11 protein-coding genes are annotated in these 11,997 nt (G+C 69.6%); 7 read left to right on the top strand and 4 right to left on the bottom strand.

The window, feature by feature from the left end:
- Positions 1-33: 33 nt before the first annotated feature.
- Positions 34-888 (bottom strand): helix-turn-helix domain-containing protein, encoded by an 855-nt coding sequence (locus tag ABZT17_RS15660; protein ID WP_356348721.1) that lies wholly within the window; start codon positions 886-888, stop codon positions 34-36.
- 100 nt (positions 889-988) lie between these two features.
- On the opposite strand from ABZT17_RS15660, the gene ABZT17_RS15655 reads away from it, so the two are divergent.
- Positions 989-1,576, top strand: coding sequence for a YceI family protein (locus ABZT17_RS15655; protein WP_356348719.1), 588 nt, complete (start codon positions 989-991; stop codon positions 1,574-1,576).
- A gap of 84 nt (positions 1,577-1,660) precedes the next feature.
- Here the strand turns inward: ABZT17_RS15655 and uvrA are convergent, their stop codons facing one another.
- Complete coding sequence (uvrA, locus tag ABZT17_RS15650) at positions 1,661-4,693, bottom strand: excinuclease ABC subunit UvrA (protein ID WP_356348717.1); 3,033 nt, start codon at positions 4,691-4,693, stop codon at positions 1,661-1,663.
- Positions 4,694-4,922: 229 nt separating this feature from the next.
- Here uvrA and ABZT17_RS15645 point away from each other — a divergent pair, with 229 nt between their 5' ends.
- The 5 genes from ABZT17_RS15645 (at position 4,923) to ABZT17_RS15625 (ending at position 9,193) form a co-directional block, all read left to right on the top strand.
- Positions 4,923-5,645 (top strand): maleylpyruvate isomerase family mycothiol-dependent enzyme, encoded by a 723-nt coding sequence (locus tag ABZT17_RS15645; protein WP_356348715.1) that lies wholly within the window; start codon positions 4,923-4,925, stop codon positions 5,643-5,645.
- A 10-nt stretch (positions 5,646-5,655) separates the two neighbouring features.
- On the top strand, positions 5,656-6,312 hold the full coding sequence (locus tag ABZT17_RS15640; protein WP_356348713.1) for an MBL fold metallo-hydrolase: 657 nt from the start codon (positions 5,656-5,658) through the stop codon (positions 6,310-6,312).
- A 348-nt stretch (positions 6,313-6,660) separates the two neighbouring features.
- On the top strand, positions 6,661-7,545 hold the full coding sequence (locus ABZT17_RS15635) for an ABC transporter substrate-binding protein (protein ID WP_356348711.1): 885 nt from the start codon (positions 6,661-6,663) through the stop codon (positions 7,543-7,545).
- Entirely contained in the window at positions 7,542-8,444 is a 903-nt protein-coding gene (locus tag ABZT17_RS15630; RefSeq protein ID WP_356348709.1) for an amino acid ABC transporter permease, read from the top strand. Before ABZT17_RS15635 ends, ABZT17_RS15630 begins: the two co-directional genes overlap by 4 nt.
- Positions 8,441-9,193 carry an amino acid ABC transporter ATP-binding protein gene (locus ABZT17_RS15625; RefSeq protein WP_356348707.1) on the top strand — a complete coding sequence of 251 codons (753 nt, stop codon included), beginning with the start codon at positions 8,441-8,443 and terminating at the stop codon, positions 9,191-9,193. The genes ABZT17_RS15630 and ABZT17_RS15625 overlap by 4 nt, the downstream gene beginning before the upstream one ends.
- Before the next feature lie 51 nt (positions 9,194-9,244).
- Here ABZT17_RS15625 and aroQ read toward each other — a convergent pair whose 3' ends face one another.
- Positions 9,245-9,718: a type II 3-dehydroquinate dehydratase gene (gene aroQ, locus ABZT17_RS15620; protein WP_356348705.1), complete on the bottom strand. Its 474-nt coding sequence runs from the start codon at positions 9,716-9,718 to the stop codon at positions 9,245-9,247.
- 103 nt (positions 9,719-9,821) lie between these two features.
- Between aroQ and ABZT17_RS15615 the strand changes: the two genes are divergently transcribed.
- Positions 9,822-10,868 (top strand): S66 peptidase family protein, encoded by a 1,047-nt coding sequence (locus ABZT17_RS15615; protein ID WP_356348703.1) that lies wholly within the window; start codon positions 9,822-9,824, stop codon positions 10,866-10,868.
- 27 nt (positions 10,869-10,895) lie between these two features.
- Here ABZT17_RS15615 and ABZT17_RS15610 read toward each other — a convergent pair whose 3' ends face one another.
- Positions 10,896-11,996, bottom strand: coding sequence for a calcium:proton antiporter (locus tag ABZT17_RS15610; protein WP_356348701.1), 1,101 nt, complete (start codon positions 11,994-11,996; stop codon positions 10,896-10,898).
- Position 11,997: the final 1 nt, after the last annotated feature.

Genomic DNA, 11,997 nt, shown 5'->3' with positions numbered 1-11,997 from the left:
CGGCTCGACTACGGCACCCGTCCTCGCGGCGGATCAGCCGCTCACCGCGCGCAGGGCTCCCGGCCTGCGTCCGTTGAGGCGGTCGAGCGCCGAGGCCGTCGCCTCGTCGGCCGGGATGTGCACCACCAGACGCCGGCCCTCCTCCGGAAGGGAGAGCGTCTCGTACGACAACCGCAGGCGCCCCACCTCCGGATGTTCGACCAGGTCGGTGCCGGACCGGGCGGGCAGGCTCGGCACGGCGGCGAGCCGGTCGCTGAAGGGTGCCCCCGCCGTCACCGTCAGCTCCTTTTCGAGAGCGGTGACACGGGGGTCGTGGCGCGGGGCCTCGTTGCGCAGATGGGCGATCTGCTCGTCGGCGAGCCGCTCCCATCCCGGGTAGACGGTGCGGGCCCGCTCGTCGGTGAACACGTACCGGACGACATTGGGCGGGCTGCCGTCGAGCAGGCCGAGCGGGCGGGCGTATCGCTCATAGCCCTCGGTGTACCCCACGATGTCGCCGATCCAGTTGAGCAGAACGGCCGGTGTGGGCTCCAGGCGGTCGAGGAGCGCCTGGAGGGTGGCGCGCACCGTCCGGGCGGGCGATGCGGTGGCCGTCCTGCAGATCGCCCCCGCGCCCTGCTCCCTGGCCAGCCGGCCCAGGAGCACAAGGTCCGCCGACGACAGGCGCAGGGCCTCTCCGAGCGCCCCGAGCACCTGGGGCGAGGGGTTGCGGTCACGCCCCTGTTCGAGCCGGGTGAGGTACTCGACGCTGATGCCGGCGAGGGTGGCGAGTTCGGCGCGGCGCAGGCCCGGTGTGCGGCGGCGGGAGCCCGTGGGCAGGCCCACCTCGGCGGGGGTGACGCCTTCGCGGCGGGTGCGCAGGAAGCTGCCCAACTCGTTGTCGCTCACCCGTCGAACGTACAGCGCGTGCCGGCGCGGAGGGTGTCCCTGTCACTACCACTATTGGCCCGGCCTCCCTTCTCGCTCGCGGGTCTCGCAGGGTGGGGACATGACTATCGACAACCCCACGACCACCGCTGCCGCCTCCGTCGCCGCTCTGCCGCTCGCCCCCGGTGAGTGGGTGCTCGACCCCCTTCACTCGGCCGTCAACTTCACCATCCGCCACCTCGGGATCGCCAAGGTGCGCGGTCGGTTCACCCAGTACTCGGCCGGGTTGTACGTCGGCGGGACGGCCGACGAGGTGCGGGTGAGCGCCGACATCGCTCTCGCCTCCATCGACACCGGGAATCCCGACCGGGACGCGCACACCCTGTCGGCCGAGCTGCTCGACGTGGAGAAGCGTCCGACGATGTCGTTCCGCTCGACGCGCGTGTCCGGTCGGGGCGAGGACTGGTCGATGGAAGGGGACTTGACCGTCGGGGACGTGACGCGCCCGGTGACGCTCGCCGTGGAGTTCGGCGGGGCGGTGGACTCCCCTGTGGATCAGCGGAAGCACGCCGGGTTCGAGGCGACGGGTGAGATCCGGCGCAGCGACTTCGGGCTCGATTTCGGCGCCGGGTTCCTCGGTGATGTTGTCAAGGTGCAGCTGGACATGCAGTTCGTGGAACCGGCTGAACCGCAGGGCCAGGGTGGCTGATCGATGAACGAGCGGCGCCCCGCGGGAAGTTCCCGCGGGGCGCCCACCTTTTTCTGGATTTGTTCGGCCAAGTCCGCCGGTCGGTCAGGCCTTCCGTGCCCGCGTCGTCTTCTTCGCGGGAGCCGTCTTCTTCGTGGCCGCGGCCGTCTTCTTCGTGGCGGTGTCGTCGGCGGTCCTGGCGGTCGCCGCCGTCTTCTTCGCCGCCGACTTGGCCGCGACCGTCTTCTTGGCCGCGGTCCTGCGCGGGGCCCTGACGGAGGCCGCGTCGCTGATCCGGTCGGCGCCGAGGATCTCCCGCAGGAACTTGCCGGTGTGGCTGGCCGGAACCCCGGCGACCTCCTCGGGTGTGCCCTCGGCGACAACGAGTCCACCGCCCGCGCCGCCCTCCGGGCCCATGTCGACGACCCAGTCGGCGGTCTTGATCACATCGAGGTTGTGCTCGATGACGATGACCGTGTTGCCCTTGTCCACCAGGCCGGAGAGCACCTTCAGCAGCTTGCTGATGTCCTCGAAGTGCAGACCGGTGGTCGGCTCGTCCAGGACGTAGACGGTGCGGCCGGTGGAGCGCTTCTGCAGCTCGCTGGCGAGCTTGACGCGCTGCGCCTCACCGCCGGACAGGGTGGTCGCGGACTGGCCCAGGCGGACATAGCCGAGGCCGACGTCGTTGAGCGTCCTGAGGTGACGGTTGATCGCGGGGACGGCCTCGAAGAAGTTCATCGCTTCCTCGATGGGCATGTTCAGGACCTCGGAGATGGACTTGCCCTTGTAGTGGACCTCCAGGGTCTCCCGGTTGTAGCGGGCGCCGTGGCAGACCTCGCACGGGACATAGACGTCCGGGAGGAAGTTCATCTCGATCTTGATGGTGCCGTCGCCCGCGCAGTTCTCGCAGCGGCCGCCCTTGACGTTGAAGGAGAAGCGGCCGGGCTGGTAGCCGCGGACCTTCGCCTCGGTCGTCTCGGCGAACAGCTTGCGGACGTGGTCGAAGACGCCGGTGTACGTCGCCGGGTTGGAGCGCGGGGTGCGTCCGATGGGCGACTGGTCGACGTGCACGACCTTGTCGACGAGGTCGTCGCCGTCGACGCGGGTGTGCCGGCCGGGCACGCTCCTCGCGCCGTTCAGCTCGCGGGCCAGGTGGGTGTACAGGATGTCGTTGACCAGCGTCGACTTGCCGGAGCCCGACACACCTGTGACCGCGGTGAACACGCCCAGCGGGAACGAGACGTCGATGTCCTGCAGATTGTTCTCGCGGGCACCGTGCACCGTGAGCCGGCGGGACGGGTCCTGGGGGCGCCGGATGTCGGGCAGCGGGATCGACTTCTTGCCGGACAGGTACTGGCCGGTCTGCGACTCGGCGTTGGCGAGCAGCTCCTTCAGGGAGCCGCTGTGCACGACCTTGCCGCCGTGCTCGCCCGCGCCGGGGCCGATGTCGACGATCCAGTCGGCGACCTTGATGGTGTCCTCGTCGTGCTCGACGACGATGAGCGTGTTGCCCATGTCGCGCAGCCGCACCAGGGTCTCGATCAGCCGGTGGTTGTCACGCTGGTGCAGACCGATGGACGGCTCGTCGAGGACGTAGAGGACGCCGACGAGGCCGGAGCCGATCTGGGTGGCCAGCCGGATGCGCTGAGCCTCGCCGCCGGAGAGTGTGCCGGACGCGCGGTTGAGCGAGAGGTAGTCGAGGCCGACGTCGACCAGGAAGCGCAGCCGCTCGTTGACCTCCTTGAGCACGCGCTCGGCGATCTTCTTGTCGCGGGCGTTGAGCTTCATCTCGCCCAGGAAGTCCGCGCAGTCGCTGATGGACATGCTGGAGACCTCGGCGATCGACTTCCCCATGATGGTGACCGCGAGGACGATCGGCTTCAGGCGCGTGCCCTCACAGGTGGGGCAGGGCACCTCGCGCATATAGCCCTCGAAGCGCTCACGGCTGGCGTCGCTCTCGGACTCGCTGTGCCGGCGCTTCACGAAGGGGACGGCGCCTTCGAAGGGCGTGGTGTACACGCGCTCGCGGCCGTACCGGTTGCGGTAGCGGACCTCGATCTGGGTCTTGTGGCCGTAGAGCAGGGCCTTCTTGGCGCGCTGCGGCAGGCCCGCGAAGGGGATGTCCGTCCGGAAGCCGAGCGCGTCCGCGAGGGCGCCGATCAGCCGGCCGAAGTAGTCCTTGGTGTGTCCGTGCGACCAGGGGTGGATGGCGCCCTCGTCGAGGGACTTGTCCTCGTCCGGGACGATCAGCTCCGGGTCGACCTCCATGCGGGTGCCGATGCCGGTGCACTCGGGACAGGCGCCGAAGGGCGAGTTGAAGGAGAAGGAGCGGGGCTCGAGCTCCTCGAAGGACAGGTCGTCGTACGGGCAGTACAGATGTTCCGAGTACATGCGCTCGCGCTCGGAGTCGTCCTCGGGGAGGTCGACGAAGTCGAGCACGACCATGCCGCCGGAGAGGCCGAGGGCGGTCTCCACGGAGTCGGTGAGGCGGCGCTTGGCGGTGTCCTTCACCGTGAGACGGTCGACGACCACCTCGATGGTGTGCTTCTCCTGCTTCTTCAGCGTGGGCGGGTCGGAGAGCTGGATGGTCTCGCCATCCACGCGCGCGCGGCTGTAGCCCTTGGTCTGGAGGTCGGCGAAGAGGTCGACGAACTCACCCTTGCGCTCGCGCACCAGCGGCGAGAGCACCTGGAAGCGGCTGCCCTCGGGCAGCTCGAGGACCTTGTCGACGATGGCCTGCGGCGACTGGCGAGAGATCGGGCGGCCGCACTCGGGACAGTGCGGCTTGCCGATGCGCGCGAAGAGCAGACGCAGATAGTCGTAGACCTCGGTGATGGTGCCGACCGTCGAGCGCGGGTTGCGCGAGGTCGACTTCTGGTCGATGGAGACGGCGGGCGACAGACCCTCGATGAAGTCGACGTCCGGCTTGTCCATCTGCCCGAGGAACTGGCGGGCGTACGAGGAGAGCGACTCCACGTAGCGCCGCTGTCCCTCGGCGAAAATGGTGTCGAAGGCCAGCGAGGACTTGCCCGACCCCGACAGGCCCGTGAAGACGATGAGCGAGTCGCGCGGCAGGTCGAGCGAGACATTCTTGAGGTTGTGCTCGCGCGCGCCACGGACGATGAGACGGTCGGCCACGCCGGTCCGCACCTTTCTTGGCTTGAGAGGAGTGACAGGGGCGGGGCCCCCGTGCTTTCTCAGACTAGGGGGAGCCACTGACAACGCCGGTCGGATTCCCCGGAGGCATAACAATCCCCGGCCATCCAGCATGCCCGACGCCACTCCCGACCATATAGCACGCGCATTCGATTTACGGCACGGCTTCACCACCTTCACCCAAAGGTGTGGCGGGGCTAGTGTCAGCACCATGATTGATCACGCGCATGACCTGGCGTCTGTACGTGACGCGACCGACCGACTGCTCACCGCAGCCGCCAAGCTGGACAACGCGTCGGTGGCCGAGCCGTCACGGCTCCCCGGCTGGACCCGCGGCCACGTCCTCGCCCATCTCGCCCGCAACGCGGACGCTCTCGTCAACGTCTTGGGGGGCCGTCCCATGTACGCGTCCGGGGAGGCCCGCGACGCCGAGATCGAGCGCGACGCCAAGCGCTCCCTCGAAGCACAGCTCACCGATCTCCGGGAGAGCGCGGCCCGCTTCCAGGCGGCGGGGACCGTACCGGCCGACTGGTCACGCATGGTGGAGCTGCGCAACGGAGTCACCGACTCGGCGTCCCGGGTGCCGTTCCGGAGGTGGGTGGAGGTGGAGCTGCATCACGTGGACCTCGGGATCGGGTACGAGCTGGAGGACCTTCCCGAGGAGTTCACCTACCGTGAGATCGACTTCCTGGCCGAGCGATTCGCGGGGCACGCGAGCGTGCCGTCGACGGCGCTGGTCACGGAGTCGGGACGGGTGTGGACCTCCGGCGACGGCTTCGGCACCGGCAACTGGACCACCGGCGGGGGTGCCGCGGGGACCCCGCTGGTCGTCCGCGGCCGTCCGGCCGATCTGCTCGGCTGGCTCGCCGGCCGCCGGGACGGCTCGGCGCTGACGGTGCACGGAGGCACCCTGCCGTCGCTGGCCCCGCTATAGGCTGACGGTCATGACGTACAGCGGACAGGTGACGGTCGGCGGTCGGGCGGACGTGCACGAGCTCAAGGACCTGATGATCACCAAGATCGCGGTGGGCCCGATGAACAACAACGCCTATCTGCTGCGCTGCCGGGCCACGGACGAGCAGCTGCTGATCGACGCGGCGAACGACGCCGAGACCCTGCTGGGCAGCATCGGTGACGACGGCATCACCTCCGTCGTCACCACGCACCAGCACGGTGACCACTGGCAGGCGCTCGCCCAGGTCGTCGACGCCACCGGCGCCCGCACCTACGCGGGTCGGGAGGACGCGAGCGGCATCCCCGTGCCGACGGACGTCCTCGTCGACGACGGAGACACCATCCGGCTGGGGCGCGTGGAGCTCACCGCGCGCCACCTGGTCGGGCACACACCGGGTTCGATCGTGCTCGTCTACGACGACCCGCACGGCCACCCCCACGTCTTCACGGGGGACTGCCTCTTCCCCGGAGGCGTCGGCAACACCCGTAAGGACCCCGAGGCGTTCGCCAGTCTCATCCACGACGTCGAGACCAAGATCTTCGACGTGCTCCCGGACGAGACCTGGGTCTACCCCGGCCACGGCAACGACACGACCCTGGGCGCGGAGCGCCCGCAGCTTCCGGAGTGGCACGCACGCGGGTGGTGAACACCGGCGCGCGGAGCAGATGCACACGCGGGGCGCGAAGGGATTGAGCGCGCGCCCCGCGCCAACTCGGTTCATGCGCCCCGTGTGAAGCATTCACACGAGCCGGAGTCATGCACGCGCTCCCCGCGTACGTTGTTGCGCAGTCAACTGGGAGCAGCCCCGCACAGGATGACGGCTCCTGCGCGGTACGGGCCGCCGGTCTTTCGATCCCCGCCCTCGGCCGGCGGCCCCGGCTCTGTCGCCGACTGGCCGGAAAGTGTTCACAGAAATGCAACACCCGTTCCCAGTATGCGGACAAATGCCGTCGTGACCTCGACAAACGGGACGTCGGACTGTCAATCTCCCGCCATGCACCTCGCCCCTCGCGCACTGCGCCGCGCCGTCGCCGCGGCAACCATCGCCCTGCTCGCCACGGCCGTCGGCTGCGCGCCGCAGCCGGAGGACAAGGCGAGCGACAACGCCTCGGCATCGACCGGCACGACCTGCGCCAAGGGCAAGCTGGCCACCAAGACCTCCGGCAAGCTGACCATCGCCACCGACGAGCCGGCGTACGAACCGTGGTTCAAGGACGACAAGCCCGCCAACGGCAAGGGCTTCGAGTCCGCGGTCGCCTACGCCGTGGCCCAACGGCTCGGCTACGGCCAGAGCGCCGTCGTCTGGCAGCGCGTGCCCTTCAACAAGGCCTTCGCGCCCGGTGTGAAGACCTTCGACTTCGACATCAACCAGGTCTCGATCAGCACCGAGCGCAGGAAGGCCGTGGACTTCTCCTCCGGCTACTACGACGTCCGCCAGGCCGTCATCGCGCTGAAGGGCAGCAAGGCCGCGAAGGCGACCAGTGTCGCGGACCTGAAGAACCTCAAGCTGGGCGCCCAGGTCGGCACCACGAGCCTGAACTACATCAGCGACGTGGTGAAGCCCTCCAAGGAGGCGGCCGCGTACTCCAAGAACGACCAGGCCATCTCCGCGCTCAAGAACGGCCAGGTGGACGCGATCGTCACCGACCTGCCGACCGCCTTCTACGTCACCGCCGCCCAGGTGACCAACGCCAAGATCGTCGGCCAGTTCGAGAACCAGGGCGGCACACCCGAGCAGTTCGGGCTCGTCCTCGACAAGGGCAGCGCCCTCACCTCGTGCGTGTCGTCGGCCGTGGACGCGCTGCGCAAGGACGGGACGCTGGCGAAGCTGGAGAAGCAGTGGCTGTCCGACGCCGTCGACGCTCCGGTGCTCAAGTGACGGTCACCAAGGAGGAGTCCGGGGAGGACGCGGGCAAGGGCGACATGCCCGGCGGGTACACCCCGTCCGAGCGGCGGCTGGAGCGCGAGCGCTACAAGCGCGCGCGTGCCCGCCGCGCGACGGCCATCGCCGCCGTCTCGACCCTCGTCACCGCTGTCGTCCTCTACCTGGTCGTCGTCAGCGCTCCCGGCTGGGAGCGCACCAAGGAGACCTTCTTCGACGCGGGCTACGCGCGCGAGGCGTTCCCCAAGGTCCTCGAAGGGCTCTGGCTCAACATCCGGCTGCTGCTGATCTGCGGTGTGCTGGTGCTCGTCCTGGGCATGCTGATCGCCGTCGCCCGCACCCTGCCGGGGCCGGTGTTCTTCCCCCTGCGAGCGCTCGCGGCCGCGTACACCGACTTCTTCCGCGGTCTGCCGCTGATCATCAACCTGATGATCGTCGTCTTCGGGGTGCCCGCGCTGCGTCTCCAGGGCGTGACCGTCGACCCCGTGTGGCTGGGCGGTACGGCGCTGACCCTGACGTACTCGGCGTACGTCGCCGAGGTGTTCCGCGCCGGCATCGAGTCGGTGCATCCGTCGCAGCGCGCCGCGGCGCGCTCGCTGGGCCTGACCAACCGGCAGGCGCTGAGGCACGTGGTGCTGCCCCAGGCGGTGCGCCGCCAGGTGCCGCCCCTGCTCAACGACCTGGTGTCCCTGCAGAAGGACACCGGGCTGGTGTCGATCGGCGGTGCGATCGACGCCGTCCGGGCGTCCGACATCATCGCCCAGCGCAGCCTCAACTACACGCCGTACATCGTCGCGGGTCTGGTGTTCGTGGCGCTGACCATCCCGATGACCCGGTTCACGGACTGGGTGACGGCCCGGATGGACCGCCGGCGGGCCCAGGGAGGAGCGATATGAGCGACGCGCCCGTGCTGCGCATGGAGTCCGTGCGCAAGACCTTCGGCGACTCGGTCGTGCTGCGGGACGTCGACCTGGAGGTCGACTCGCACACGGTGACCGCGCTGATCGGCGCCTCCGGCTCCGGCAAGTCGACCCTGCTGCGGTGCGCGAACCTCCTGGAGGAGATCGACGACGGCGCGATCTGGCTGGACGGCGAGGAGATCACCGACCCGCGTGCCGACCAGGACGCGGTTCGGCGCCGTATCGGCGTGGTCTTCCAGGCGTACAACCTGTTCCCGCACATGACCGTCCTGGACAACATCACCCTCGCCCCGCGGCGGGTGCACGGTGCCTCCCGGGAAGAGGCCGAGGAGCATGCCAGGGAGCTCCTGGAGCGGCTCGGGCTCGGCGGCAAGGCGGGCGAGTACCCGGACCGGCTGAGCGGCGGCCAGCAGCAGCGTGTGGCGATCGTGCGCGCCCTCGCCGTACGACCCCGGCTGCTGCTGCTCGACGAGGTCACGGCCGCCCTCGACCCGGAACTCGTCGGCGAGGTCCTCTCGGTCGTCCGCGACCTCAAGGAGGACGGCATGACCATGGTGCTGGCCACGCACGAGATGGGCTTCGCGCGGGACGTGGCCGACCAGGTCTGCTTCCTGGACGCGGGCGTGGTCCTGGAGCGTGGAAGCGCCGAGCAGGTCTTCGGCGACCCGCAGCAGGAACGCACACAGCGCTTCCTGCGGCGGATCGTGGAGGCGGGCCGGCTGTGAGAGCCGTCGTACAAGGGCGCCGGTAAGGGGTGCCCGCCGGGTGGACGGGACTTACGCGTCCGCCTGGGCCGCCCCCACCAGAGCCACGACCCGCTCCACCCCGAACGCGTACCCCTGCACACCACACCCCGCGATCACGCCGTCGGCGCGCAACGAGACGTAGGAGTGGTGCCGGAAGGACTCGCGCTGGTGGATGTTGGAGATGTGGACCTCCAACACGGGCAGTCCGTCACAGGTGTTGAGCGCATCCAGGATCGCCACCGACGTGTGCGAGTAGGCACCGGGGTTGATCACGATCCCGCAGTGGTTCAGCCGCGCCTCGTGGATCCAGTCGACCAACTCGCCCTCGTGGTTGGACTGCCGGCAGTCCACCGTGCCGCCGTGCGCGGCCGCCGTCTTGGCGCACAGGGCCTCGACGTCGGCGAGGGTGTCCTTGCCGTAGATCTCCGGCTGGCGCCGGCCGAGCAGGTTCAGGTTGGGCCCGTTGAGAATCATGATCGGGGCGTTGGCCAGGGTGCGGGGCACGGTTCCTCCGGTCCGGTCAGGTGCGGCGATCCGTACGGGACCGCTGTTCGGACCCCGGTTTATCACGGTGCGCCGCGAGAGCGACGGCCCGTACCCTCCCCGCATGACGACGATCGTGTACCCGCCCAAGCCCTCCCCCGGCGACCGCCTGGCGGTCATCTCGCCCGGCTCCGGGCTGCCCGGCCTCTTTCCCCGCCCCCACGAACTGGGCCTGAAGCGGCTGCGCAAGGAGTTCGGGCTGGAACCTGTCGAGTACCCCGCGACCCGCAAGATGGGCTCGACACCCCAGGAGCGCGCCGACGACATCCATGCCGCCTTCGCCGACCCGGACATCAAGGCGGTCATGGCGTCGATCGGCGGTGACGACCAGATCACCGTGCTGCCGTATCTGGACCGGGAGTTGATCCGGGCGAACCCGAAGCCGTTCTTCGGGATGAGCGACAACACCAACCTGCTCGCCTTCCTGTACAACACCGGCGTCGTCGGCTACCACGGCGCGACCGTGATGAGCGCGCTGGGCCGGCCGGTCGCCATGAGCCCGCTGACGGCCGATTCCCTGCGGGCGGCCCTGTTCACCTCGGGCGCGTACGAACTGCGGCCCGCCGACCGCTGGAACGACGTCAACCGCGACTGGGCGGACCCGGCGACCTACGAGACGGAGGCGGAGACCAGGCCCGGCGGCGGATGGACCTGGGTGAATCCCGACCGGGTGATCGAGGGCCGCAGCTGGGGCGGCTGTCTGGAGATCCTCAGCTGGCTGCTGATGGCCGACCGCGAAATCGCGCACGACGAGAGCGAGTACGACGGCGGAGTGCTGCTCCTGGAGACCTCGGAGGAGATGCCGAGCGCCACGGAGGTCTTCCGCACCCTGCGCAACCTGGGCGAGCGCGGACTCCTCCAGCGCTTTCCCGCGCTCCTGATGGGCCGTGCCAAGACCTGGTCCTTCGAGCGGCCCAACAGCCCGGAGGAGGGCGCGCGTTACGCCACCGAACAGCGCGAGGCGGTGCTGCGCGCCATGCGTATATATGCGCCCAACACCACGATCGTCTTCGACGTGGACTTCGGCCACACCGATCCACAACTCGTCATCCCCTACGGCGGCCTCGTCCGCGTCGACGGCCCCGCCCGGCGCGTCACGGTCACCTACTGACCGCACGACGACCGCTCCGTAGGGGCGCTACGGGTTGATCGCCAGCTCCAGGTATGCCGCGAACAGCACCAGATGCACGCCTCCCTGCAACGGCGTGGCCCGGCCGGGCACCACCGTGAGCGACGCGACGACGACCGTCAGGGCGAGGAGCACCATATGGGTGGAGCCGAGACCCAGGACGAGGGGTCCGGAGAGCCAGATGGACGCCAGGGCGACGGCCGGGATGGTCAGGCCGATGCTGGCCATGGCCGAGCCGAGCGCGAGGTTCAGACTGGTCTGGACGCGGTCGCGGCGGGCCGAGCGCAGCGCGGCGATGGTCTCCGGCAGCAGCACCAGCAGAGCGATGACCACGCCGACCACGGCATGCGGCAGACCGGCCGCCTCCACGCCGGACTCGATGGTCGGCGAGACGCCCTTGGCCAGGCCGACGACACCGACCAGCGCGAGGCCCAGCATGCCCAGGCTGATCCAGGCGGTGCGGACCGAAGGCGCATGGGCATGGTCGTCGATGGTGATCACCTCGCCCTGCCGGGTGACGGGGAGGAAGTAGTCACGGTGCCGCACGGTCTGGGTCGTGACGAACAGGCCGTAGAGAATCAAGGACGAGATCGCCGCGAAGGTGAGCTGTACGCCGGAGAACTCCGGGCCCGGCTTGCTGGTGGTGAAGGTCGGGAGCACCAGGCTGAGCGTGGCCAGGGGGGCGACGGTCGCGAGGGCGGCGCCGGTGCCCTCGGGGTTGAACACCGCGGTGCGGTGGCGCAGGGAGGCCACGAGGAGGCAGATGCCGACGATGCCGTTGCAGGTGATCATCACGGCCGCGAAGACCGTGTCCCTGGCCAGGGTGGAGCTCTTGTCGCCGCCGTCCGCCATCAAGGTGACGATCAGGGCCACCTCGATGATCGTGACGGCGACCGCGAGCACGAGGGAGCCGAACGGCTCCCCCACCCGGTGGGCGACCACCTCGGCGTGATGGACCGCGGCCAGCACGGCTCCCGCGAGCACCAGCGTGACCAGCGCCACCACCACGCCGGGGAGGTCACGGCCCCAGGTGAAGAGCAGCAGGACGACCGCCAGAACCGGCACGAGAGACGTCCACCGAGTCGTGAGCGACCTGAGCCGAGCGATCATG

The organism is Streptomyces sp. NPDC005648, assembly GCF_040605395.1.
GTDB lineage: Bacteria > Actinomycetota > Actinomycetes > Streptomycetales > Streptomycetaceae > Streptomyces.
This window is presented reverse-complemented; position numbering and strand designations above follow the sequence as displayed.